Origin of the sequence: Catenuloplanes indicus (genome assembly GCF_030813715.1) — a bacterium.
Classification (GTDB): Bacteria; Actinomycetota; Actinomycetes; order Mycobacteriales; family Micromonosporaceae; genus Catenuloplanes; species Catenuloplanes indicus.
Genome location: NZ_JAUSUZ010000001.1, coordinates 2,791,595 through 2,817,016 on the forward strand (window position 1 = coordinate 2,791,595; position 25,422 = coordinate 2,817,016).

The 25,422-nt window shown below is 72.7% G+C and carries 18 protein-coding genes; 11 read left to right on the forward strand and 7 right to left on the reverse strand.

From position 1 onward, the window contains the following. Positions 1-271 precede the first annotated feature (271 nt). Entirely contained in the window at positions 272-853 is a 582-nt protein-coding gene (locus tag J2S42_RS12510) for an ArsR/SmtB family transcription factor (RefSeq protein ID WP_307238748.1), read from the forward strand. After that, positions 850-2,337, forward strand: a complete 1,488-nt coding sequence (locus tag J2S42_RS12515; RefSeq protein WP_307238750.1) for an MFS transporter — start codon at positions 850-852, stop codon at positions 2,335-2,337. The genes J2S42_RS12510 and J2S42_RS12515 overlap by 4 nt, the downstream gene beginning before the upstream one ends. A gap of 277 nt (positions 2,338-2,614) precedes the next feature. On the opposite strand, the gene leuS is transcribed toward J2S42_RS12515, so the two are convergent. Then, on the reverse strand, positions 2,615-5,449 hold the full coding sequence (leuS, locus tag J2S42_RS12520; protein ID WP_307238752.1) for a leucine--tRNA ligase: 2,835 nt from the start codon (positions 5,447-5,449) through the stop codon (positions 2,615-2,617). A 371-nt stretch (positions 5,450-5,820) separates the two neighbouring features. Between leuS and J2S42_RS12525 the strand changes: the two genes are divergently transcribed. Genes J2S42_RS12525 through J2S42_RS12535 form a run of 3 tightly spaced genes read left to right on the forward strand, consistent with a single transcriptional unit; the run spans position 5,821 to position 10,649 of the window. Continuing rightward, positions 5,821-6,879 carry an AAA family ATPase gene (locus tag J2S42_RS12525; protein WP_307238754.1) on the forward strand — a complete coding sequence of 353 codons (1,059 nt, stop codon included), beginning with the start codon at positions 5,821-5,823 and terminating at the stop codon, positions 6,877-6,879. 3 nt (positions 6,880-6,882) lie between these two features. Beyond that, complete coding sequence (locus J2S42_RS12530; RefSeq protein ID WP_307238756.1) at positions 6,883-8,178, forward strand: DUF58 domain-containing protein; 1,296 nt, start codon at positions 6,883-6,885, stop codon at positions 8,176-8,178. Then, positions 8,175-10,649, forward strand: a complete 2,475-nt coding sequence (locus J2S42_RS12535) for a transglutaminase TgpA family protein (RefSeq protein WP_307238757.1) — start codon at positions 8,175-8,177, stop codon at positions 10,647-10,649. Before J2S42_RS12530 ends, J2S42_RS12535 begins: the two co-directional genes overlap by 4 nt. A 1,093-nt stretch (positions 10,650-11,742) precedes the next feature. On the opposite strand, the gene J2S42_RS12540 is transcribed toward J2S42_RS12535, so the two are convergent. After that, complete coding sequence (locus J2S42_RS12540; RefSeq protein WP_307238760.1) at positions 11,743-12,126, reverse strand: SCO2097 family morphological protein; 384 nt, start codon at positions 12,124-12,126, stop codon at positions 11,743-11,745. A gap of 118 nt (positions 12,127-12,244) precedes the next feature. Beyond that, a complete protein-coding gene (locus tag J2S42_RS12545; protein WP_307238762.1) occupies positions 12,245-13,504 on the reverse strand; it encodes a DNA polymerase IV in 1,260 nt (419 codons plus the stop codon). 115 nt (positions 13,505-13,619) lie between these two features. Between J2S42_RS12545 and J2S42_RS12550 the strand changes: the two genes are divergently transcribed. Beyond that, positions 13,620-14,279 (forward strand): TetR/AcrR family transcriptional regulator, encoded by a 660-nt coding sequence (locus J2S42_RS12550; RefSeq protein WP_307238763.1) that lies wholly within the window; start codon positions 13,620-13,622, stop codon positions 14,277-14,279. Further along, entirely contained in the window at positions 14,276-15,883 is a 1,608-nt protein-coding gene (locus tag J2S42_RS12555; protein ID WP_307238766.1) for an MDR family MFS transporter, read from the forward strand. The genes J2S42_RS12550 and J2S42_RS12555 overlap by 4 nt, the downstream gene beginning before the upstream one ends. 36 nt (positions 15,884-15,919) lie before the next feature. Here the strand turns inward: J2S42_RS12555 and J2S42_RS12560 are convergent, their stop codons facing one another. Both J2S42_RS12560 and J2S42_RS12565 read right to left on the reverse strand, forming a co-directional pair. Then, the gene (locus tag J2S42_RS12560) at positions 15,920-17,083 is read right to left on the reverse strand and encodes an alkaline phosphatase family protein (protein WP_307238767.1); all 1,164 of its coding nucleotides are present in this window, start codon (positions 17,081-17,083) and stop codon (positions 15,920-15,922) included. Continuing rightward, positions 17,080-17,805 carry a methyltransferase domain-containing protein gene (locus J2S42_RS12565; protein WP_307238768.1) on the reverse strand — a complete coding sequence of 242 codons (726 nt, stop codon included), beginning with the start codon at positions 17,803-17,805 and terminating at the stop codon, positions 17,080-17,082. Before J2S42_RS12565 ends, J2S42_RS12560 begins: the two co-directional genes overlap by 4 nt. 34 nt (positions 17,806-17,839) lie before the next feature. On the opposite strand from J2S42_RS12565, the gene J2S42_RS12570 reads away from it, so the two are divergent. Beyond that, positions 17,840-18,253, forward strand: a complete 414-nt coding sequence (locus tag J2S42_RS12570) for a VOC family protein (protein WP_307238770.1) — start codon at positions 17,840-17,842, stop codon at positions 18,251-18,253. 84 nt (positions 18,254-18,337) lie between these two features. Beyond that, positions 18,338-20,269 carry an FUSC family protein gene (locus tag J2S42_RS12575; RefSeq protein ID WP_307238771.1) on the forward strand — a complete coding sequence of 644 codons (1,932 nt, stop codon included), beginning with the start codon at positions 18,338-18,340 and terminating at the stop codon, positions 20,267-20,269. Here J2S42_RS12575 and J2S42_RS12580 read toward each other — a convergent pair. Further along, positions 20,254-20,892 carry a hypothetical protein gene (locus J2S42_RS12580; protein WP_307238772.1) on the reverse strand — a complete coding sequence of 213 codons (639 nt, stop codon included), beginning with the start codon at positions 20,890-20,892 and terminating at the stop codon, positions 20,254-20,256. The two genes, J2S42_RS12575 and J2S42_RS12580, sit on opposite strands and share 16 nt — an antisense overlap. Before the next feature lie 92 nt (positions 20,893-20,984). Between J2S42_RS12580 and J2S42_RS12585 the strand changes: the two genes are divergently transcribed. Further along, the gene (locus J2S42_RS12585; protein ID WP_307238774.1) at positions 20,985-21,626 is read left to right on the forward strand and encodes a Pr6Pr family membrane protein; all 642 of its coding nucleotides are present in this window, start codon (positions 20,985-20,987) and stop codon (positions 21,624-21,626) included. 4 nt (positions 21,627-21,630) lie between these two features. Further along, positions 21,631-22,155, forward strand: coding sequence for a riboflavin biosynthesis intermediates N-glycosidase (gene ybiA / locus J2S42_RS12590; protein ID WP_307238777.1), 525 nt, complete (start codon positions 21,631-21,633; stop codon positions 22,153-22,155). Between the two features lie 42 nt (positions 22,156-22,197). On the opposite strand, the gene J2S42_RS12595 is transcribed toward ybiA, so the two are convergent. Then, positions 22,198-25,365 (reverse strand): S8 family serine peptidase, encoded by a 3,168-nt coding sequence (locus J2S42_RS12595; protein WP_307238779.1) that lies wholly within the window; start codon positions 25,363-25,365, stop codon positions 22,198-22,200. Positions 25,366-25,422: the final 57 nt, after the last annotated feature.

The following is a 25,422-nucleotide window of genomic DNA, read 5'->3' on the forward strand; positions in this document are numbered from 1 at the left end:
ACTTGACCGTGCTCCAAGGACACGGTTTCCACTCGGAACAGCCCTGCCGATCCGAGCCCTGAGGAACCTCTCGATGGACGCACCACGCCCCGCCACGACCTCACCACCGGCCGTCGACGCCGCCCGGCCGTTCGGCGCGCATCAACGTCGCCATGCTGGTGCTCGTCCGGCTCCGTGACCGCCGGCGCTCCGCCGCGCGCTGACCAACTGCACAAGAGTTATTGCGCAATGACTATTGCACAATAACTCTTGTGCGTGTCACGGTGGGAACATGACGATCGATGGCGTACGGAGGATCGACGACCCACGGGTCCTCGCCGCGCTCTCCCATCCGCTGCGGCGGCGGCTGATGGACGTGCTGAAGGTGGACGGGCCGGCGACCGCGAGCGTCCTCGCGAGCGCGACGGACCAGGCCGTGGGGAACGTCAGCCACCACCTGAAGGTGCTGCGCGAGTGCGGACTGATCGAGGAGGCGCCGGAGCTGGCCAAGGACCGGCGGGAGCGCTGGTGGCGGCTGGTGAGCCGGGGCCTGCGGTGGAGCACGTCCGACTTCACGGACGACCCGGCCGCCGAGGCGGTCGCGGAGGCCGCGCTGTCGATGAACCTGGACTACCACGTCTCTCGCGTCCGGGCCTGGTACGCGGCCGGTGACGAGGAGCGGGCGCACTGGGGCGAGGCGCCGTTCAGCGGTGACCAGTGGCTGCGGCTGACACCCGCGGAGCTGGCCGAGCTGGAGGCGGACCTGCTCGCGGTGATCGAGCGCTGGCGCACCCGGGAGATCCCGGACGACGGTGCCGAGCGGCGCCCGGTCTACGTCTTCGCGCACGGCGTGCCGGGGCGGCCGGGCCGATGACCAGGGATTTCCGGCTGTACTGGATCGGCCAGACGACGAGCCGCGTCGGCGGTGCGGTGACCACGGTCGCGCTGCCGCTGGCCGCGATCACGGTGCTGCAGGCGAGCACGTTCCAGGTGGCGACGCTGGCGGCCGCGGTGTGGCTGCCGTGGCTGCTGGCCGGGCTGCCGGCCGGCGTGCTGGTCGACCGGTCCCGGTCGCGGCGGCACATCATGATCGCGTGTGACCTGGTGGCGGCCGCACTCTTCATCAGCGTGCCGGTCGCTGCCTGGCTGGGCACGCTCACGATCGCCCACCTGCTGGTCGTGGCGTTGCTGACCGGCCTGGTGTCGGTGTTCGTCGAGACCGCGGGCCAGGTCTACCTGGCCGAGCTGCTGCCCGCCGAGCGACTCGCCGCCGGCAACGCCCGCCTGGTCGGCGCGGACTCCGCCGCGAAGGTGGCCGGCCCCGGCCTCGGCGGCCTGATCGCGCAGGTGTTCGGCGCGGTCGCCGGCCTGCTGGTGGACGCGCTCACGTTCGTGATCTCGGCCGCCTGCATGATCGCGGTCCGCCACCGCGAGACGCCCACGGCGCCCGCCGGGACGGTCCGCAGCCACACGCCGGCCACCTCGGGAACGGACGGCAACCCGGCCACCGGCCACAGCGCGGCCCCGAGCGGTGACTCGGCCACCGGCCGCGGCCCGGGCACCGACCGCGAGGCGGCCACCGGCCACGCACCGGCCGCGGACGGCCAGCCGGCCGCCGGGACCGGCCGGGGACCGGCCGCAGCGCGCACGACGACGGCGGCGGTCGTGGAAGGGCTGCGGTTCGTGGCGCGGGATCCGCTGCTGCGGGTGATGACGCTCTACGGTGCCGCCGCGAACCTCGCGCTGAACGGCTACAGCGCGATCCAGGTGCTGTTCCTGGTCCGGGAGAACGGTGCCGATCCCGGCCTGGCCGGGCTGCTGATGGCGCTGATCGCCGCGGGCGGCATCGCCGGTGCCGCGATCGCCGGGCCGCTCGGCCGCCGATTCGGGACCGCCCGCACGATGCTCGCGGTCCAGCTGCTGACCGCACCGTTCGCGCTGCTGGTGCCACTGGCCCGGCCCGGTGCCGGACTGGCGCTGGTGGTTGCCGGTGGCGTGGTGATGACGACCGGCATCGTGGCGAACAACGTGATCAAGGGAGCGTTCCGGCAGGCGTACGTGCCCCGGCAGCTGCTCGGTCGCGTGATCAACAGCATGCAGCTGCTGAACTACGGCGCGATCCCGGTGGGCGCGCTGATCGGCGGCGCGCTCGGCACCGCGCTCGGCCTGCGCCCCACCATGTGGATCATGTCGATCGCGATCGTCGCCGCGAGCGGCCTGCTCTTCATCGGCCCGCTCAAGCGCCTGCGCGACCTGCCCACGACACCCGGGGCGGGCATGACGTCCGCCGCGAGCGAGCCGATCGCCGCGGCCGAGACGGACGGCGACACCGAGGCCGGCCGCCTCGCCCCGGTCTGAGTGCCGCGCGCCACGCCGCACTTCGGCCGAACGGCCCGCCACCAGCCTTCTCCGCGGCGTGCGCCCCTCGCACGGCCCGCCCGTGACGCCGCGCGGTGCTCGCGCGGGACGGCCCGCCGCTGACGCCGCGCGGCACCCCGGCCGAAGCGGTGCTTGCGCCGGACCGCCCGCCGGTAACGCCGCGCGGCGCCCTCGGCCGAGAACGTAGCGCGGCGCACCGCCGGCAAGAGTTGCGCGGTGCTCGCGCCGGACAGCCCGGCGCGAGCACCGCGAAGAACTACAGCACGACGCTGACCATGCGGCCCTTCACCACGATCACCTTGCGCGGCTCCCGGCCGCCCAGGTTCTCCGCGACCGCGGCCAGCGCGGTCGACCGTACCGTGGCCTCGTCCGCGTCAGCGGCGATCTCGATCTTGCCGCGGACCTTGCCGTTGATCTGGATCGGGTACGTGACCGTCTCCGCCACCAGCAGCGCCGGGTCCGCGACCGGGAAGTCCGCGTACGCCAGCGTGCCCTCGTGCCCCAGCCGGCCCCACAGCTCCTCGGCCATGTGCGGCGCGAACGGCGACATCATCAGCACCAGTGGCTCGACCGCCTCACGGGGCACGACGCTCAGGCCGGTCAGCCCGTTCGTCAGCTCGATCAGCTTGGCGATCGCGGTGTTGAAGCGCAGCTCCTCCATGTCGCCGCGGACGCCGTCGATCACCTTGTGCAGCAGCCGCCGGGTCTTCTCGTCGGCCGGCTCGTCGCCGACCCGGACCGCGCCGGTCTCCTCGTCGATCACCAGGCGCCAGGCGCGCTGCAGGAACCGCTGCGAGCCGACCACCGCGCGGGTCTCCCAGGGACGGGAGACGTCCAGCGGCCCCATCGCCATCTCGTAGACCCGGAACGTGTCGGCGCCGTACGTCTCGCACATCTCGTCCGGCGTGACCACGTTCTTCAGCGACTTGCCCATCTTGCCGTACTCGCGGGTGACCGGCTCGCCGTTGTAGAACCACTTCCCGTCCCGCTCGACGACCTCCTCCGCGGGCACCGCGATGCCGCGGGCGTCCCGGAACGCGTACGCCTGGATGTAGCCCTGGTTGTACAGCTTGCGGAACGGCTCGAACGACGAGACGTGGCCCAGGTCGAACAGCACCTTGTGCCAGAAGCGCGCGTACAGCAGGTGCAGCACCGCGTGCTCGACGCCGCCGACGTAGAGGTCGACTCCCCCCGGGTCGCCGTCGCGCTGCGGACCCATCCAGTACGCCTCGTTGGCCGGGTCGACCAGCGCCTTGTCATTCTTCGGGTCCAGGTAGCGCAGCTCGTACCAGCAGGAACCGGCCCACTGCGGCATGGTGTTGGTCTCGCGCTTGTAGCGCTTCGGGCCGTCGCCCAGGTCCAGCTCGACCTCGACCCACTCCCTGGCGCGGGACAGCGGCGTCTCCGGCTCGGTGTCCGCGTCGTCCGGGTCGAACGTGCGCGGGGAGAAGTCGTCCACGTCCGGCAGCGCGACCGGCAGCATCGACTCGGGCAGCGCCACCGGCAGACCGGTCTCGTCGTAGACGATCGGGAACGGCTCACCCCAGTACCGCTGGCGGCTGAACAGCCAGTCCCGCAGCCGGTACGTGGTGGCGCCGGCGCCGTGGCCGCGCTCCTCCAGCCAGGCGATCATGCGCGTCTTCGCGTCCGCGACACCCAGGCCGTTCAGGTCCAGATCGCCGTCGGTACGCGCGGAGTTGATCGCCGGGCCGTCGCCGGTGAACGCGCCGCCGTCCCAGCCCTCGGTTGGCTGCACGGTCCGGATGATCTCCAGGTCGAACGCCTCGGCGAACTCCCAGTCCCGGGTGTCCTGCGCCGGCACCGCCATGATCGCGCCGGTGCCGTACCCGGCCAGCACGTAGTCCGCGATGAAGACCGGGATCTCCGCGCCGTTCACCGGGTTGATCGCGAAGGAGCCGGTGAACACACCGGTCTTCTCCTTCGCGTCCGCCTGGCGTTCCTCGTCGGTCTTCGCCGCGGCCTTGGCCCGGTAGTCCGCGACCGCCTCGGCCGGGGTGGCGTGCCCGCCGGTCCACGCGTCCTTCGTGCCGGCCGGCCAGGACGCCGCGGTCAGCGCGGGGACCAGCTCGTGCTCCGGCGCCAGCACCATGTAGGTCGCGCCGAACAGCGTGTCCGGCCGGGTGGTGAAGACCGTGATCTCGTCGCCGGCGGGCGTGCCGAACGTGACGTGCGCGCCCTGCGAGCGGCCGATCCAGTTGCGCTGCATCAGCTTGACCGGCTCCGGCCAGTCCAGCGCGTCCAGGTCCTCGATCAGCCGGTCGCCGTACGCGGTGATCCGCATCATCCACTGCTTCAGGCTGCGTTTGAAGACCGGGAAGTTGCCGCGCTCGCTGCGCCCGTCCGGCGTGACCTCCTCGTTGGCCAGCACGGTGCCCAGGCCGGGACACCAGTTGACCGGGGCCTCCGACACGTACGCCAGGCGGTGGTCGTCGATGATCTTCCGCTTTTCGACCGGGCTCAGCGAGGACCAGTCCACCCCGCGCGCACCCGTCTCGAACTCGGTGATCAGCTCGGCGATCGGCCGCGCCTTCCGCTGCGCGGTGTCGTACCACGAGTTGAAGACCTGCAGGAAGATCCACTGCGTCCAGCGGTAGTACTCGACGTCCGTGGTCGCGATCGACCGGCGGTTGTCGTAGGCCAGGCCCAGCCGGCGCAGCTGCGCGCGGTACCGCTCGACGTTCGCCTCGGTGGTGACCCGCGGGTGTGTGCCGGTCTGCACCGCGTACTGCTCCGCGGGCAGGCCGAACGCGTCGAAGCCCATCGGGTGCAGCACGTTGAAGCCGGTCATCCGCTTGTAGCGGGTGTAGCAGTCGGTGCCGATGTAGCCCAGCGGGTGGCCGACGTGCAGGCCGGAGCCGGACGGGTACGGGAACATGTCCTGGACGTGCAGCTTGGGCGCACCGGCGCGCGGGTGCGACGCGTCGGCCAGCTCGCCCACCGGGTTCGGCGCGTCGAACGTGCCGTGCGATTCCCAGAAGTCCTGCCACCGCAGCTCGATCTCGCCGGCCATCGCGGCGGTGTACCGGAACGGGGGGGTATCCGCCGCCGTGGTCTCGGCTGGCTCACTCATCGTCAGTCACCTCAGAAGTCACGAATGTCGGGAGTCATCTTCCTCGGGGCATAAAAAAGCCCCTCACGCAGGAGGGGTGGCCGTGCGATCCGGTGGTCGGATCAGCACGGCTGAGTAAGGAGCAGGAAGGTCCCGGTCATAACCGGCAGTATAGCGCCGCGACTGCCGATAGCACGCTGTAATTACGGTGTCGGCTGGGAGTCCGATAACGGGGAGGTCTCGGCGATCCGCATCGACCGGGCTAGCCTGTGTGTTGCGGGCGGACCATGTCCTCGCTCCCGCGAACCGAAATTCTTCGCGACTGCGAACCAGATTGCGGGTCCGGTGACTCTTAGGGGTCGTACGGGGCCCGTCGTTGAGGAGGATTGCCCGTGTCCGCACCTACCTGGGACGAGCTCGGTGGTCCGCTGCCGAAGAACGAGTTCAAGATTGCCAGCGAGGCGATCGTCTCCAATATCGAGCAGGTGATCGAGGGCAAGACCGCGACCGTCCGGCTCGCCTTCGCCGTGCTGCTCGCCGAGGGTCACCTGCTGATCGAGGACGTCCCCGGTGTCGGCAAGACCAAGCTGGCCAAGACGCTGGCCCGCACGATCGACTCGTCGGTGCGCCGCATCCAGTTCACGCCGGACCTGCTGCCCAGTGACGTCACCGGTGTGAGCATCTACAACCAGGAGACGCACGACTTCGAGTTCAAGCCGGGTGCGGTGTTCGCGAACCTGGTGGTCGGCGACGAGATCAACCGGGCCTCGCCGAAGACGCAGTCCGCGCTGCTGGAGTGCATGGAGGAGCACCAGGTCACGGTCGACGGCGTCACGTACGAGCTGCAGACGCCGTTCATGGTCATCGCGACCCAGAACCCGATCGAGATGGAGGGCACCTACCCCCTCCCGGAGGCGCAGCGCGACCGGTTCACCGCCCGGATCGCGATGGGCTACCCGAACGCCAAGGCCGAGCTGGCCATGCTCGACGGCCACGGCGCCCGCGACCCGCTGACCGGGCTGAAGCCGGTGGCGGACGCGGCCACGATCCGCCGCATGATCGCCACGGTACGGAACATCCACGTGGCCGACGCGGTCAAGCAGTACGCGGTCGACCTGGTCAACGCGACCCGCGAGGCGCCGGACGTGCGCCTCGGCGCCTCCCCGCGCGCCACGCTCCAGCTGCTGCGCACGGCCCGCGCCGTGGCCGCGCTGGACGGCCGCGACTTCGTGCTGCCGGACGATCTGCAGGTGCTGGCCGTGCCGGTGCTCGCGCACCGGATCATCCCGACCGCGGACGCGCAGCTCGCCCGGCGTACCACCGACGCGATCCTGGCCGACCTGGTCCGCCGGCTTCCGCTGCCGCACGACCGGGGCCGCTCGCCGTACGACACGCGTCCCCAGGTCCCCGGCGGCGACGACCGCAGCCGGTACGAACCGCGGGGGCTGTAGCTTATGCGCGAAGCCCTGCGCGGACTGACCACGCGTGGCCGCTCGTTCCTGGCGGCCGGCCTGGCCGCGGCGCTCTCCGCCGTGGTGCTCGGCGAGCGGGACCTGCTGCGGGTGGCGATCCTGCTGATAGCCCTGCCGCTGATCGCGGCCATCTACGTGGGACGCAACCGCTACCGGCTGGCCTGCACCCGCTCGCTGGACCCACAGCGCACCCCGGTCGGCGGCAACGCCCGCGTGGTGCTGCGCCTGCAGAACATGTCCCGGCTGCCCACCGGCACGCTGCTGCTGGAGGACCGGCTGCCGTACGCGCTGGGCAGCCGGCCCCGGGTGGTGCTGGAGCGGCTCGCGGCCGGCCAGGCCAGCTCGGTCGGCTATACCGTGCGCGCCGACCTGCGCGGCCGCTACCAGGTCGGCCCGCTGATCGTGCGGCTCACCGACCCGTTCGGCCTGTGCGAACTGACCCGCGCGTTCCCCAGCACCGACCGGCTCACCGTGATCCCGCAGGTCACCCCGCTGCCCGCGGTGCGCCTGACCGGGGAGTACGCGGGCACCGGCGAGAGCCGCGCCCGGTCCGTCGCGGTGCACGGCGAGGACGACGCGGCCACGCGTGAGTACCGCCGCGGCGACGATCTGCGCCGCGTGCACTGGCGCTCCACCGCGCGCAAGGGCGAGCTGATGGTCCGCCGCGAGGAGCAGCCGTGGGACAGCCGGGCCACCGTCGTGCTGGACACGCGCGCCGGCGCGTACCGGGGCGAGGGCCCGACCGCGAGCTTCGAGTTCGCGGTGTCCGCGGCCGCCAGCATCGCGCTGCACCTGCGTCAGGCCGGCTACAAGCTGCGCCTGGTGACCGGCGCGGGCGCGGACATCGACGCGTCCGAGGCGTCCGGTGACGGCGTGCTGCTCGACCATCTGGCCGAGGTCAAGCCGCAGACCGGCGACATCGCCTCACTGATCGAGAACGTACGCGGCCGCTCCGACGGCGGCCTGGTCATCGCGCTGCTCGGCTCGCTGACCGCCGGTGAGGCGGAGGTGCTGGCCCGGCTCCGGGGCAGCAACGCCACCTGCATCGGCTTCCTGGTGGACAGCTCCACCTGGGTGAACCTGCCGCCGGAGGCACGGGCCGAGGCGGACACGGCGCAGAACTCCGCCGCGCTCAGCCTGACCCGCAGCGGCTGGCGGGTGGTCGGCGTGAACCACGGCGCCAAGCTCGCCGGGCTGTGGCCGCAGATCGGCCGCGGCACGCAGGGCTTCGCCTTCCGGGCGACGATGGCCGAGACCGTGGCGGGAGGACGGCGATGAGCGGTCGGCGACGACTCGGACTGGTGGCCGCGGCGGCGACGATGATGGCCGCCGCACCGATCTCCACCATCTACGCGTCCTGGACCTGGCTGATCCAGTGCATCATCGCGGTCGGCGTGGTGTGCGGCGCGGCCACGGCGGCCCGATCGCTGCGCGCACCGGTCTGGGTGCAGGCGCTGGCGATGGCGGCCGGCCTGCTGCTGGTCACCACGTGGCTGTTCCGCAGCGGCGACGAGTTCCTCGGCCTGCTGCCCTCGCCGGAGACGTTCACGCACTTCGGCGCGCTCAGCACCCAGGCCGTGGAGGACATGCGCGGGTACGGCATCCCGGTGCCGGACCGCGACGGCCTGCTGTTCTTCACCGTGCTCGGCGTCGGCGGCGTCGCGATCGTGGTCGACCTGCTCACGGTCGGTCTGCGCCGGCCGGCGCTGGCCGGTCTGCCGATGCTGGCGATCTACTCGGTGCCGGTCGCGATCTACCCGGAGAGCGTCCCCACGCTGCCGTTCGTGATCGGCGCGGTCGGCTACCTGTGGCTGCTGGTCGCGGACAACGTGGAGCGGGTCCGGCGGTTCGGCCGCCGGTTCACCGGCGACGGCCGGGACGTGGACGTCTGGGCGCCGTCCCCGCTGGCCGCGGCCGGTCGCCGGCTCGCGGTGGTGGGCGTGGTCGCGGCCGTGGCGATCCCGCTGGCCGTACCGACGTTCAGCAGCGGCCTGCTCACCAGACTGACCCAGACCACCGGTGCGGGCCCGGGCGACGGCCTCGGTGGCGCCGGCAGCGCGGGCAAGGTCGACCTGTTCTCCGCGCTCAGCGGCCAGTTGCAGAGCACCGAGACGGTGCCCTACCTGACCGTCACCACGAACGACCCGAACCCGTACTACCTGCGGTTCGGCGTGGCGGACAACCTGACGCCGGAGGGCTTCCGCAACCAGGCGCCGAACGGCCGGCCGGCGAACACGGAGATCCAGGCGCCTCCGGTGGCCGGCTCCCGGCTGCCGCAGAACACGTACTCGGCGAGCGTGCGGGTCACCGACCGGTTCGAGATGCCGATGCTGCCGGTCTACGCGAACACCACGACCATCGCGAACATCGACTCGGCCTGGTTCTACGACCCGTCGCTGCAGATCGTCTACTCCAACCGGCGCACGGCCGAGGAGGCGGAGTACTCGTTCACGTACATCGCGGCGGAGTACACCGCGGACGCGCTGCGCCAGGCGCCCGGCCTCGCGCCGGAGAACACGATCCGGCAGCAGTACACGCAGCGGCCGGATCTCACCGCGGACCAGCAGGCCGCGGTGGAGCGCATCGTCGACGACCGGACCGAGGGCGCGACGAACCAGTACGACGCGGTGCGCGCGCTCTACGAGTACTTCGCCAAGGAGAACGGCTTCTCCTACAGCGTGCAGACCGAGACCGGCTCGACCGGCTCCGACCTGCTGGATTTCCTGAACAACAAGACCGGCTACTGCCAGCAGTACGCCACCGCGCTCGCCTGGCTGGTGCGCGAGGCGGGCATCCCGGCCCGGGTCGCGTTCGGGTTCACCCGGGGCTCGGAGTCGTCCGAGCCGGGCACGTACACGCTGACGAACCAGAACCTGCACGCCTGGACCGAGGTGTACTTCGAGGGCTTCGGCTGGGTGCCGTTCGACGCCACACCCGCCTCCGGCGTGGCCGGAGCGGCGCGCGGCGACTGGGCACCGGACGTGGACGCCACCGAGGCGCCGACCGCGTCCGCCGCGCCGGCCACCAGCACGTCCGCCGGTCCCGCGTCGAGCACCGGGCCGGGCGAGCGCGGCGACCGGGACACCGACGAGCAGGTCCCCGGCGCCGCGCCGATCACGCCGCAGGGCCCGCGCTGGCCCTGGTACACGGCCGCGGCCGTGATCGTGCTGCTGGCGCTGCTCGCGGTGCCGGCGGTACTCCGCTCGTCCACCCGCCGCCGGCGCTCCGCACCGGCGTCCGCGGCCACGGTCGCGGCTGCCACCGCCGGCGAGCCGGAACCGGGCCGGATGTCGATCCTCGGCCCGTCGCCGGAGCTGGAGAAGTCCCGGCAGGACGCGCACGCGGCCTGGGCGGAGATGCTGGACACCATGATCGACTTCCGGGTCGAGGTGAACCCGGCCGAGACACCACGCAACACGGTCGACCGGCTGACCCGCAGCGAGTCGCTGTCCCCGGAGGCCGCCTCGGCCGCCGCCGTGCTCGGCAGCGCGGAGGAACACGCCCGCTACGCCCGGACGCCCCTGACCGGCAGCGATCTGGGCGGCGCACTGGCCCAGCTGCGGCAGGGCCTGTCCGTGCACGCGGGCCGACGGGTACGCCTACAGGCCGTCCTGATGCCACCCTCCGTGCTGCGCCACTGGAAGACCGCGATCGGCGACCGGTACGCCGCCGTGGTCGCGCTCTTCGGCCGCTGGCGCGACGCCGCCCTGCGGCTCAGCCCACGCCGGCTGCTCGTCCGCTCTCGCTGAGCGACCGCGAAAGAGGGCCCGGGTCTGTTCGGCTCGGGCCCTCTTTCGTATCCGGAACTTCAGCCGCCCGTCAGCCGCGATACGCCCCCGTCCGCCACGATGATCCCGACGCCCGGCGCTGGAACCACGAAAATTCCACAGAGGGTACGACAAGGGCTCCTTGGCCACACCCGCACTCGCGACGCGGCCACCACGCGGCACCATTTCGAGCCGCCCGGTGACGGGCGTCCGCTGCGCAAGCGGGCCGCCGCCTGCGAAGCCGGCCGCCGGTCCTGCTTGGTCGGCCCGCATGGGCGCCTGGGTCAGGTGGGCCGCCGGTCTCGCTGGCTGACCTGCGCGGTGGCTCAGCCTGCCAGACCGCCGGTTTCACCGGCTGGCCGGCCACACGCTCTGCCCGGTCGGCCGCCGGCCGCGCTCATCGACCTGCCCGGTCGGCCGCCGGCCGCACCATCATCGGCCGGCCCGCACGGCCATCAACCTGATTGGCCGCCGGTTTGCGGCGCGAGCCAACGATTGTCAGGCTATACGGCAGCATTTCCGATATCGGACGCTGGAGACCGAACACCGGGAGCCTGAGCCCCAGGACCGAAACACCAGGACGCGGAGCACCAGGACGCGGAGCACCAGGACGCGGAGCACCAGGCCCCGAAGCACATAGCCCAGGAGCGCCAGGACCGAAGCACCAGGACCGAAGCACCAGCGGAGCGCCAAGCCCCCGGACACCGAGGCGGCGAACGCCAAGCCCCGGAAACCAACGCGGAGAGCGCCGGGCTCCGGACGCTGGGGCACCGGATATGTCGCGATAGACCAGACGCTTTTATGCCGAAATTTCGGGCGGAACGGCCAAGCAACGCATGCAGGCCGAGCAGGAACAAGGTGCCGCGATCAGCGTGGTTGCAGCGGTTCGGGCGATGCACGCAGCACGACGCCGACACGCGAACATGCCACGATGAACGCGGGCGTGCCGATGCCGAGCGGCCCGCTCACGCCGGCAGACCGCCGGATCCACCCACGCGGAAGCGCCCGGACAGGCGTCCGGGCCGGTTCGCACCGGCCCGGTCTTCGGTCGCCTGTGGGCGTCGTCGGGTGTCGGTCAGCGATGCCCCTCGGGGCGCTGACGCCAGCGCTCCTCCAGCCGGTCGATGAACGACAGGCGTCGTTGTCTGGTGCGCCGGCTGGCGGTGCCGCCGACGACGTGCAGATCGGGCGATTGCGACTTACGGTACGACGTCATGGCGAACGCCGCGGCACCGAGCATGACCACAAAACCGGCCACGCCGAGCAGCGGAACTTTGCTCACCGCACCATAGACAAGCAAAGCGAGCCCGGCGATGATCGCGACAGCGGCGACGATCAGACGACGTCGCGCCTGAAAGCGCGGATCGCTGGCGCGCACCGCCGAGGCGAATTTCGGGTCCTCGGCCAGCGACCGCTCGATCTGATCGAACAGCCGCTGCTCGTGCTCCGAGAGCGGCACGGCACTCCTCCCCGGTCAGCTGTGCCGGCCCGGGGTGGGCCGACAGACCGTGGCAGCCCGGCAGGGCTGCTTACCCGCCAGTCTACGAGGGGTGTCGCGATGCGGAAAGCGGGACGACTCACGGTCGGGAGGGATTTTCCGGCCGTCGCTGATCCGGGCCGCCGAGAAGACTGGCCGGGCGGATCACCGCGCCGCCGAACCGGGCCGCGACCGCATCGATCGCGGTCTCGGCCTCTCGCCACCCGTGCTCGGGTGCACCCAGCTCCGGCTGCCGGGCCGCGGACGCGCCGTCGACCAGGCCTTCGACGCGCACGCCGATCAGCCGGAGCGGCCCGGTATGCGGCATAGCAGCGTAAAGCGCCCATGCGGTATCGAAGATTTCCCGGGCGACGTCCGTCGGTGAGGTGATCGTCCGGGAGCGGCTGAGCGTCTGGAAGTCGGCGCGGCGGATCTTGATGGAGACGGTCCGGCCCGCGTGCCCGGCCGCGCGCAGCCGCGACGCGACCTTGCCGGAGAGTTCCAGCAGCGTCCGCCGGATCCCGTCCGGGTCGACGAGATCAGTGTCGAACGTCACCTCGGCCCCGATCGACTTGTCCACGTGTTCGGGCTGCACGCCGCGCGGGTCCCGCCCCCAGGACAGCTCGTGCAGGTGGGCGGCGGCGGCCTCACCGACCCCGGAGCGGAGCAGCGAGACCGGCGCATGTGCGAGATCCCCGACCGTACGCAGGCCGAGTCTTTGCAGTGTCTCCGCGGACCGCTCCCCCACGCCCCAGAGCGCGGCGACGGGCAGCGGGTGCAGGAACTCCAGCACCAGCGCGGACGGGATGACCATCAGACCGTCCGGCTTGCCCCGGGTGGAGCCGAGCTTGGCCAGGAACTTCGTCGGCGCGACGCCGACCGTGCAGGTCAGCCCGAGCTCACCGGCGACCCGGGCGCGGATCTTCGCGGCGATCTCCGCCGGGCGGCCGAGCAGCCGCCGGGCGCCGCCGACGTCGAGGAACGCCTCGTCCAGCGACAGCGGCTCGACCAGCGGCGTCGTGTCGCGCAGGATCTGCATGACGGCGCGGGAGGCGGCGGTATATGCCTCGAAGTCGGGTGACAGGAACACCGCATGCGGGCAGAGCGCACGCGCGCGGGCCATCGGCATCGCGCTGCGCACGCCGAACTCGCGGGCCTCGTAGCTGGCGGAGCTGACCACGCCGCGGTTGCCGAGGCCGCCGACGATCACCGGCTGGCCGCGCAGCGCGGGACGCCGGCGGATCTCCACGGACGGGTAGAACGCGTCCATGTCGACGTGCAGGATCGGGCAGCCGGTGTCGTCCGCGTCCGCACCGAAACGCGGGTCCCGCTCCCGGCCCACGGCCTGACTTCGCCCCATGGGCGACACGCTATCCCCACCCCCTGACATTCTGCGGCACCGCGGAACGGAGCATGTGCTCCGGTTCACTCAAAAATGCGGAGCGCTTGCTCCGGTAGGCGGCTACCGTTCTCGCGTGACCGTCCCGACCACCCGGCCGCTGCGCCGGGACGCCGTGCGCAACCGCGAGCAGATCCTGTCCGCGGCCTCCGCGGCGTTCGCCGAGCGTGGTGCCAACGTCGACGTGCGGGAGATCGCCCGCGCCGCCGGCGTCGGCATGGGCACGCTCTACCGGCACTTCGCCACGAAGGACCAGCTGCTCGGTGCCGTGATCAAGGCCGACTTCGACGCCTGGATGGACGAGGCGCTACAGGCCGCGCGGGCGAGCGAGCCCTGGGCCGGGCTGGCCGCGTTCCTGGAGGACGCGCTGGCCCGGCAGAACGCGGACCGCGCGCTGATGGACGGCGTGTTCCGCGTGCTGGCCACCACGTCGTTGCTGGACGACTGCCGGTCCCGGATGAGCGAGGTGATCAACCTGCTGCTCGACCGCGCGCACGCGGCCGGGGAGCTGCGGCCGGACGTGGGCGAGGCGGACATCGCGCTCACCATGATGGCGATCGGCAAGATCATCGAACTCACCGAGGCCGGCCGCCCGGGCCTGTGGCGGCGCCAGCTGCGGATCACGCTGGACGGCCTGCGCGCCGCCGGTCACACCCCGATCACCGAACCCCCGATCACCATCGCCGACCTCGACGCCGCGGTCTGCCACTCGATTCCGCCCCTGGAGAATTCATGACCACCGCCCCACCGGGGCCGGTCGCCAAGACCGGCGACGTGCCCGCCCCGCGCATGACGAAGCGCCAGATCAACGAGGCCCTCACCGGCCTGATGATGGGCATCTTCGTCTCGATCCTCGCCTCGACGGTGGTGGCCAACGCGCTGCCGCGGGTCATCTCCGACCTCGGCGGCGGTCAGTCCGTCTACACCTGGGTGGTCACCGCGGAGCTGCTCGCGATGACCGCGACCGTCCCGCTCTGGGGCAAGCTCGCCGACCTCTACAACCAGAAACTGCTGATCCAGGCGAGCCTGGGCCTGTTCGTGGCCGGCTCGCTGCTGGCCGGCTTCGCACCGAACCCCGAGGTGCTGATCGCCAGCCGGGTCGTGCAGGGCATCGGCGCCGGTGGCCTGACCGCGCTGGTCCAGGTCGTGATGGCCGCGATCATCCCGCCGCGTGAGCTGGGCCGCTACTCCGGCATCTTCGGCGCGGTCTTCGCCACCGGCACGGTCGCCGGTCCACTGATCGGCGGCCTGCTGGTCGACACGGACTGGCTGGGCTGGCGCTGGACGTTCTACTTCGGCGTGCCGTTCGCGCTGCTGGCGATCTTCCTGCTGCAGAAGACGCTGCGGCTGCCCACGATCGGCCGCCAGGTCAAGGTCGACTACCTCGGCGCATTCCTGATCATGGCGGGCGTCTCCACGCTGCTCATCTGGGTCACGCTGGCCGGTAACAACTTCGAGTGGCTGTCCGCGTGGACCGCGGGCCTGGTCACCGGCGGCCTGGCGCTGATCGCGCTGGCGCTGGTGGTGGAGGCCAGGGTCGCCGAACCGATCATCCCGCTGGGCATCTTCCGGTCCCGCACGGTCAGCCTGGCCACGCTCGGCAGCCTGCTGGTCGGCGTCGCGATGTTCGGCAGCACGGTCTTCCTGTCGCAGTACTTCCAGCTCTCGCTCGGCAAGTCGCCGACCGAGGCCGGCCTGCTCAGTCTGCCGATGATCTTCGGGCTGATGATCTCGTCCACGATCGCGGGCGCGATGATCACGAAGACCGGCAAGTGGAAGATGTACCTGGTCGCCGGCGCCATCATCATGATCGCCGGCCTCGGGCTGCTCAGCACGATCGGCGCGGACACCAGCCTGTGGGTGCTCGGCGCGGAGATGGCCGTGCTCGGCATCGGCGTCGGCCTGCTCATGCAGAACCTGGTGCTCGCCGCGCAGAACGACGTGCCCGCGCACGAGCTCGGCGCCGCGACGTCGGTGATCTCGTTCTTCCGCAGCCTCGGCGGCTCGGTCGGCGTCAGCGTGCTCGGCGCGATCCTGGCGAACCGGGTGACCGCGAACATGGAGGACGCGCTCGGCCCGGCCGCGGCGGCCGCGCCCGGCGGTGGCGGGCACAGCGCGGTGCCGGACCTCTCCACGCTCCCGCCGCAGCTGGTGACGGTCATCCAGAACGCGTACGGCGACGCGATCGGCGACCTGTTCCTGGTCGCGGTCCCGTTCGCGGTGCTGACGCTGCTCACGGTGATCTTCATCAAGGAGGTGCCGCTGAAGACGACGAGCGGCCTGGACCGCCTGGCCGAGGAGGGCAACACCACGCCCGCCCCGCCGTCGATGACGCACTGACGTCTCTCACCGGGGGCCGGGCGATTCGCCCGGCCCCTACTTCTTCGTGATCACGAAGAGCGGGACGGACATCTCCGCCGCGGTGTTCGCGCCGTGGAACGCGATCAGGTCCGCGATCACGCGCGGCTCATGCGCGGTGGCCAGCACCACGGCGACGTCCCGCATCGTCACCACCACGTCGCCGACCCGGGCCAGGTGCGGCTCGGTCACCGGGCCGAACCACCCGTCCGCGACCGCCTCGGCCCGGGACACCACGTCCGCGTCCGAGCCGAGCACCGCGCGCCAGGCCGCGATCACGTCGGCCGCCGCGCCCGGCTCCACGTGCAGGTAGCGGACGCGGGGCTCACCGGCCACGTATCGCACACCGGCGGACAGGCGCGGGTCGGCGTCCAGGTCGTACCGGCGGTCCGGCGGCACGTCGATCTGGCCGTGGTCCGCGGTGACCAGCAGCGCCGCGTCGTCCGGCAGGCCGTCGGCCAGGCGGGTGATCAGCGCGTCCACGTCCACGGCCGCGGCGGCCCACTCCGGTGACGTCAGCCCGTGCCGGTGACCGGCCTTGTCCAGGTCCGCGAAGTAGCCGGAGACCAGCACCGGCGGCTCGTCGCCGGAGAGCGCGCCGAGGATCTCGGTGACCAGCTCGTCCACCTCAGCCGCGCCGCGGAACACGCCACCCCGGTTCGCGGCCGTGGTCAGGCCCGAGCCCCGGAACTCCGGCCGGGTCACCGACGTCACCCGCACCCCGGCCGCGGCCGCGCGCTCCAGCTGCGTCGGCACCGGCGCGAACGTCGCCGGGTCCGGGTCGTCCTCCCAGCGCAGCACCTGCAACACCCGATCGGTCCCGGGTACGTGCAGCGAGATGCCGAGCACGCCGTGCTCCCCGGGCGGCGTGCCGGTGCCGAGCGTGACCAGGCTGGCCGGGGTCGTCGACGGGAAACCCGAGGTCAGCTGGGTGTGCCGGCCGAGACGCCCGGTGCTCAGGTCCGCGATCGTGCCGCCGATCGCGGACGCGGCCGGGAGCTGGAACGTGCCGAAGCCGTCGACCAGAAGCACGGCGACCCGGCGTACCCCCGGAAGCTGGTCCTGGAGAGCGAGCCGGTCCGGCGTGCCCGGCACGCCCAGCACCGCGAGCGCGGACGGCAGCACGTCCGCGAGGCTGGCCCGGCCGTAGGCGGGCCGGACCACGCCGAGCGGGCCGGTCATTTCCGCGCGAAGAGGTGCAGCTGGGCCGCGAGATCCCGGTACGGCGCGTGCGCGGCCGCGGCCAGCTCCAGGTCGAGCAGCGCCTGCGGGTCCGCCTCCGCGACCGCGGCCGGCAGCAGGTCGGCGAAGACCCGTACCCCGTGGATCTGCTCGACCGTCAGCCCCGCGGCCTCCAGCAGCGCGGTCGCGCTCGCCGCGTCGTACCGCCGGCGCAGTTGGTCCTTGGGGCCGGCGCAGCCGGAAGGGTCGGCCAGCACGCGAGCCGCCGCGTCCAGATGACCGTTGATCGCACGCGCCAGCACGGCCGCGGCCCGGCCCGCGACCAGCAGACTCACCGCGCCACCCGGCCGCAGCGCCGCCGCGACCGCGGCCACCACGTCGGCCGGCTGGTCGACGACCTCCAGCACCGCGTGACAGAGCACCAGGTCGGCGGACTCGTCGGCGATCAGCGACGCCAGCGCGTCACCGTCGCCCTGCACCGCGCGCACCCGGTCGGCCACGCCCGCGTCGGTGGCCCGGCGGACCAGCGTGGCCAGCGCATCCGGGCTCGCGTCCACCACGGTCACCCGGTGGCCCAGCTCGGCCAGCGGCACCGCGAACCCGCCGGTGCCACCGCCCACGTCCAGCACGGTCAGCTCGCGGCCGTCGGCCCGGCCCAGCTCACGGCGCAGCGCCTCCCAGACGGCGGCGGTGCGAGGTGTGATCGTCGGTGTGCGCTCCACCTCACCGAGCCTAGGGCACGAATACTGTGGCCCGATGACCGACCGACAGCCCGTGCGCCAGCTCCGTCTCGTCGTCACCGCATCCGACTACCAGGCGGCGCTCCGCTTCTACCGGGACACGCTGGGCCTGCCCGAACAGGCCGCGTTCTCCTCCCCCGACGGCCACGTGACCATCCTGGACGCGGGCCGCGCCACACTGGAGATCATCGATCCGGGCCACGCGGCGTACATCGACGAGGTCGAGGTCGGCCGGCGGGTGGCCGGCCACATCCGGGTCGCCTTCGAGGTAACCGACACCACCACCACGACCACCACGCTGACCGACGCCGGCGCCGAGCTGATCGCACCACCCACGATCACCCCGTGGAATTCCCTGAACGCCCGTCTCTCCGGCCCCGCCGGCCTCCAGCTGACGCTGTTCGAGGAACTGTCCGAACCCGAAGAGTGATCGTCCCGGCGGCAGGCGGTGCGGCCGGCGACGACGTCCTGGCTAGGCTGGCCCGGTGTCGCTGAAGAACCGTCCGGAGCTGCCGTGACGTCCCCCGTGAGTCCGGTCGGTGCGGTGCTGCGGGAATCGGCGCGGCTGCGGGCGGCGGATGCGGCGTGGGCGTTCGCGTTCCGGGCCGGGCTGGCGGTGGCCGTACCGGTGGTCGTGCTGGTCGCGCTCGGCGAGCCGGCATGGGCGGCGACGGCGGCGTTCGGGTCGTTCGCCGCGCTCTACGCGCGGGACGAGCTGTACCGGCCGCGGGCCCGGCAGCTCGCGCTGATCGCGGCCGGCCTGGTCGCGGCCGTCACCGCCGGGACGGTCGCGGCCGTGCTCGGTGGCGTTGCGCCGATCGTGGTGGTGGCGCTGACCGGCGGCGTCGCGACCTGGCTCTGCACGGCCTACCGGGTCGGGCCGCCGGCCGGACTGATGTTCGCGTTCGCGGCGGCGGTGGCGAGCGCGCTGCCGGCCACCGCCGGTGCGGTCGGGCGCAACGCGGCGCTCGCGGCCGGCGCGGCGGCCTGGGCGTGGCTGGTCGCGATGGCCGGCGCGGTGATCGACCGGGACGCGCCCCGGCGTCTGGCGGTGGCCCGGGCGCTGCGGGCGGTCGCGGCACTGGAGGACGTCGCGCCGCGCACGTCCGGGCTGGTGCTGCGGCATCGCGCGGCGGTCGCGGTGGAACGGGCCTGGCGCGCGCTTCCGGCCCGGCCGCCGGCCGGAGCGCGGGGTGCGCTGATCGCGGACCTGGAGGCACTCGTCGCGCACGCGGAGAGCGCGTTCGGGTCGGTGCACGTGCGGGGCGAGGCCGCCCGCCGCGCACCGTCCTGGGCCCCTGGCGGGGCCGGATCACACACCCGCGCCGAGGGTACGGACCACAGCGGCACCTCCGATAACGCCCGGAACCGGCCGGGCCGGGCCGGAGTGCCGGCGAACCACACGGATCAGGCGGACACCACGGCGAGCCGGCCGGCCCGGGTCGACGCGCCGGCGGATCACGTGGATCCGACAGACCAGCCGGATCCGGCGGACGCGTCGGTGCCGCCGGCCGACAGCGTTCCGGCACCGGTCGACTGGGCCGAACTGCGGGCGCTCGCCGCCCGGGTGGGCCGCACCGGGCCGATCCCGCGGATCCGCCGCAGCCGCGCCGAGATCGCGGAGATCGCCGGGCGGCATCTGGCCGCGGAGCTGAGTCGCCGCCCGCACTTCCTGCGCCCCGACCCGGCCGACCCGGGCAAGACCTGGCTCGGCGGCCCGGCGATCCCGGTCGCCGCGCGGGTGATGCTGGGCGCGCTGCTGGCCGGTGCGCTCGCCGTGCTGCTGACCCGGGACGCCGGGCTCGGCCACGCCTACTGGGCCGCGGTCTCCGCCGTCGCCGTGCTGCAGACGCCGAACCTGCTCGGTTCCGTGCACCGCACCATGCAGCGCGCGGTCGGCACCGTGCTGGGCGTGGTGCTGGCCGCCGGTGCGGTCCTGCTGCTGCCCGGCCAGTGGTCGCTGGTCGCCGCGATCGTGCTGCTGCAGGTGGTGGCCGAGCTGCTGGTGGTCCGCAACTACGGGCTGGCGATGCTGGCGGTCACGCCGCTGGCGGTCCTGGTCGGCGAGCTGGCCCACCCGGCGCCGGCCGGTGCGCCGGTCCGCGACCGGCTGCTGCAGACCGTCCTCGGCGCCGTGATCGGGCTGCTCTGCGCCGTGCTGATCCGCAACCGCGCGGCCGTACGCCATCTGGAGTCCGTCACCGCGGCCTGCCGCACCGCGGTCGGCGAGCTGCGCGACCGCCTGGCCGACCCGGCCACCGACCCGCTGCCGGCCGCGCGCCGGGTGGCCACGCTGCTCACCGCGGTCCGTGAGGCGCACGACGTGGTCTCCGGCGAGCCCGGCCGCACGCCGACGGACGCGGAGATGGTGCTGCGCACGGAGCAGCGCGCCCGGCACGCGCTGACCGCCGCCGCGACCCGGCTCAGCGCTCAGTCGAACGGATAGTCGATCGACGTCCCGCCGCCGAACAGCCGCTTGGCGTGCTCCCGCATGCGCGTGCCGTACACCGGGTCGTTCCGGAACACGTCGTATCCGCGGCCGGCCGGTACCGGCACCAGTTCCGCGGTCGCGGCCAGGTAGACGTCGAACCCCGGGTACATCAGCACCGCGCACGGCAGATCGTCCACGTCGACCGCGAGAACCGGGTACTCACCGGCCGCGTCCGGCTCCGTCACCACCAGCACCCGCCGCGAGTCCGAGCCGCCCGGCAGCAGGAAGCACTCCGGGAACCGGTCCGCGATCGGCGCGAACAGCGAACCCCACGGCTCGCCCAGCTCGTCGCCGGCCAACTCCGCGAGGGTCCGCGGCGCGAGCCCGCCGTCCTCGTCGAACCAGTCGTTGCGCTCCATCAGGCTCGCGTCGAACGCCAGCCACGCCCGCAGGCTCGGCGACAGCGGCCGCCCGGACGGGAACGTCAGCGGATCCGTCACCGGCCGCGGTGCGCCGCCCGCCACCCACGGCACCGTACGGTAGCTCAGCATCGACCGCCCCGGATCCGCCCGGACCGATTCGATGACGCGTCCCACCAGCGCGACACCGTGCGCGTCGCCGATCTGCATCCCACTCATCGCCACATTATGTGATCACGACCGCCCCCGATGGCCTCCTCCCGACGGCTGATCTACCGTGCGTACCACCGTGATCCGGGAAGGCGGCGGTGATGACCCTCTGGATACGCCCCGAGCTGTGGCTGCGTGTGACGATCGTCCTGGCGGCGGCGTACGGCCTGTTCTTCATGGAGAACTCGCTCACCTACTTCACCGTGCAGAGCAACCTGCTCGCGCTCGGCTACTACGTGTGGGCCGTCCACCGCATGATCACCACGCGCACGGTGACGTCACCCGCTCCCCGCCTGCGCGGCCCGGTCGTCTACTGGCTGGCGATCACCGGCCTGGTCGCGCACTTCCTGCTCAACAACGGCGCGAACCCGTTCCCCGCGCTGGTCACCGGCGACGACCTGATCCGCGAGTGGTGCGCCTTCGCGCTGCACTACCTGGTCCCCGCGCTGGCCCTGGCCGACTGGCTGCTGGTCCGCCCGTTCCGCGCCACCCCGTGGTCCCAGCTCCCGCTCTGGCTGCTCTTCCCGCTCGGCTACGGTCTCTTCGCCGAGTTCCGCGCGTTCGTCTACCCCGCCTACCCCACCCCGTACCCGTACTTCTTCCTCGACCCCACGGCCAACGGCTACGGCTGGGTCGCCCAGCAGTTCGGCATCCTCGCGCTCGAGTTCGCGATCCTCGCGGTGCTTCTGCTGGGCCTGGACCGGCTCGTGCACAGAAACGGTTCGACGGTACGCGCAGAATGATCGTGTGATCGAGGAGCTGAAGCGTCGTACGGCCGCCGGGGAGCGGGTGAAGTACGTGTTCTTCTGGGGGCATCAGCCGCGCCGGGACGGGGCCGAGTGCCTGAGTCAGTGGGCGCCGTCGCCGTTCACCGTGGGTGACGTGCGGTTCGCGACGGCCGAGCATTACATGATGTGGCGCAAGGCGATGCTGTTCGGTGACGAGCGGACCGCGGCCCGGGTGCTGGACGCCACGCATCCGAAGCAGGCCAAGGATCTCGGCCGCCAGGTGCGCGGCTTCGCCGAGCAGGCCTGGCTGGACGCGCGCTACGGCATCGTCGTCGACGGGAACCTCGCCAAGTTCCGGCAGCACCCGGCCATGGGCGACTACCTGACCGGCACGAAGGACCGCGTCCTGGTCGAGGCCAGCCCGCTGGACCGGGTCTGGGGCATCGGCCTCGCCGCGGACGACCCGCGCGCACAGGACCCGCACACCTGGCGCGGCCTGAACCTGCTCGGCTTCGCGCTGATGGACGTCCGGCGGCAGCTCTGAACGGCGGGGGAGGGCCGGGCCGGCCCTCCCCCGCACCGGACATCAGCGGATCTCGTACGCCCGGATCATGGTCTGGCTGACCGTGTTACCGGCCTGGTCGACCGCGACCGCCCGAAGCGAGACGAAACCGGCCCGGTCCGGGTGCCGCAGCTGCACGGCGCCGTCCCGCACCGGCACCCGTGCCCACGTCCTCCCGTCGTCGAACGACGCCTCCACGGTCAGCGACCGGTTCGGGGCCGCGGCCGAGCCCTCCTGCCGGTCGACCCGCACCGGCACCGCGAACGCCCGGCCCTTCGGCGCCACGCTCTCGTCGTTCACCGCCGGGGTGAACACCACCGCGGACATGGGCAGCGCCGTGAAGCCGGCCGGGTCCGTGTGCGCGGACGGGAACGTCCAGGTCGCGGCCTGCGACGTGGAGAGCCGGCCCGGCGTGCCGAGCGTGCTGGTGATCTCCACGCGGTAGTCGGCCGCGTCCGGCGGCACCGTGAACGAGCCGCCGGTGTCGTCCACCGAGCCGACCAGCTCACCGTTGCGGTAGAGCGTGGTCTTCGACGCGGTGCGCACGGCCGAGTAGCCCTCGCGGCCCGCGCCGTCGCCGTACATCGGCGGGGCGATGAACATGTCGTCGCCCTGCCTGCCGGTCTGCGGGAACCCCATGTCCGGGAAGGACGGGCCGAACACTGCCTTGTTGAACTGCTCCGTGACGGTACGGCCCGGCCGGTACCCGACCGGCGGTCCGAACTGCAGGTAGTACGGGCTGACGAAGCCGTCCTCCACGACGGCCTCCTGGAAGAACGACCCCCACCGTACGCCGTGGTCCGCGTTGTAGAACTCGGTCCGGGTGAACGGCAGCGTCCGGTATTCCTGGGAGGTGGTGAAGCTGCCGGAGACCGCGTCGTGCCGCGGTGACGCGCCCTTGACCGCCGCGTCCGCGCCGGTGCCGTGCCGCGCGTGCCGGGCCGTGACCGTGGCCAGCTCGGACTGCCGGACCGCGTGCCGGTAGCCGGTGATCATGGTGTCCTCGATCAGGTACTGCACGTCGTAGGAGAACGGGCTGTCCGTGAACGAGCCGTCCGCGTGCCGCTTCGCGAAGCTGCCGTGGACGACCGCGTGGAAGCCGTCGTAGGAGACCTTCGGCGCGATGTTGAAGCTGTACAGCGCCGCGAAGCTGCCCGCGTCCACGGAGGCGCCGTACCCCTCCCGCCATTCCGCCCCGGCCTCGGCCAGCGCGGCCTCGGCCGCCGGGTTCGGCACGGTCACCGACACCGGCTCGGCGGCCCGCGCGTCGATCGTCACCGTCCCTGTCTCGCGCACGTCGAGCAGCGGGTGCGCGCCGAACGTGGTGTCCGCCGCGCCGTTGATCGTCGCGGTGAGCGCGTACCGGCCCTTGGGCAGGCGCACAGGCTCGGTGATCGGCAGGGGGTACTCCTGCGCGGTCCGTTTGTCCAGGTCGGCGAGTGTGAGGTACCCGTCCGCGGCCGGCGCACCGGCCCGGTCACGCACGTCGAGCGTCATGTCGTAGCTCTCCACCTCGCGGTCCACGCCGAACGGCGTGCGCACCACCAGGTCACCGGCCGTGGCCGTGACGTGCCCGGCGTAGAACCGGTCGGCCATCTCCGCGCTGGTGTCCGCGGTGACGGTCACGGTCGCGGTGCCGCCGGCCGGCACGGTCACGGTGGCGGCCGACAGCGTGATCAGCCCGGACGGCGTGTCCGACACGGACAGATCAAGATCAAGAGCCGAGGTGCCCGAATTACGGTACGTGAGCGTCTGTGCGGCCGGCGCGTCGTCGGAGTGCGGCCACCGCTGCCGGCCGTAGTTCAGCGTGGCCGGCGACGCGGACACGGTCTGGGTGATCGCGCGCGCCACGTCCACCCGGCCGGCGCCCTGCGCGCCGACCGGGATCTCCGGGTTCGGCTTCGCGGAGCCGACCAGCGTGGCCTTGAGCCGTTCGGCCGTCCAGTCGTCGTGCTGCCCGGCCAGGATCGCGGCGGCACCGGCCACGTGCGGGGTGGCCATCGACGTGCCGGACATGCCGACGTGCCCGGTCGTCCCGGCCTCGGCCGCGACGATGTCCACGCCCGGCGCGGTGATCTCCGGCTTGATCGCGAAGTCGCCCCGGCGCGGGCCCCGGCTGGAGAAGACCGCGAGGTTCTCCCGCTTGTCCACCGCACCGACGGTCAGCGCCGCGTCCGCGCTGCCCGGGCTCTCCACGGTCTGGTCGCCCAGCTCACCGGAGTTGCCGGCCGCGATCACGAAGAGCGTGCCGTACTCCTCGGTGAGCGTCTGCACGGCCTCCTCGAGCGGGTCGAGGCCGGGTGTGTCCCGGCCTCCGAGGCTCATGTTGACCACGTCCGCGCCCTGCTCGGCCGCCCACTGCATGCCGGCCAGGATCCATGAGTCGCTGCAGCCGAACGTCACGCAGACCTTGCCGCTGAGCAGCGACGCGCCGGGGGCGACGCCCTGCTTGCCGGCGATCGTGGACGCGACGTGGGTGCCGTGGCCGACATGGTCGGCGTCGTCCTCCTCTCCCTCGGTGAAGTTCTGCGCGCCGGCCACCTTCCCGGCCAGGTCCGGGTGGTTGCCGTCGACGCCGGTGTCCAGCACCGCGACGGTGGCACCGGTGCCGTCCAGTCCGGCCTGCCAGGCAGCCGGTGCGCCGATCTGCGGCACGCTCTCGGTCAGCGTGGGCGTGCGGATGCCGTCCAGCCAGATCTCCGGGTTGCCGGCCCGGCGCGCGGCAGCGGCGCCGGTCAGCGACTTCCAGGTGGCGCCGGTGCGGTCGGCCTCGATCGCGGACATCCCGCCGGGCAGTGCGCGCGCGGCCCGCGCGTTGCCGGTGCCGCCGCGCACGATCAGCGGCAGCCCGGCGCGGCGGTCGTCGTAGCCGAACTCGATCAGCGTGGTCACGTCGAACAGCCGCGGGTCGACCCGCCCGGTGCCGAGCAGCGGCGCCGCGTCCGACGGGATGACGGACACGCGCCCGTCGTGCCTGGTGGTGGCGAACCGGACGTGCTCGCGGCCGGGGCCGCGCCGCACCTCCACCGAGCCCTGGTGGACCGTGACCCGGTCACCGGTGATCAGCGTGACAGACCGGCCATTGTGGACCTGGAGAGGAGGCGGGGAGGCCGTCGCCGTGCCCGGGAGCAGGGCGACGGCCGCGGTGGACGCGGACAGCGCGGCGATCGCTCGCCGAATGTGTAGTCTCACGCCCGATAGACGCACCTGCCCGCATTCCGGTGACAAATTCCCATATGAAGATTTCTG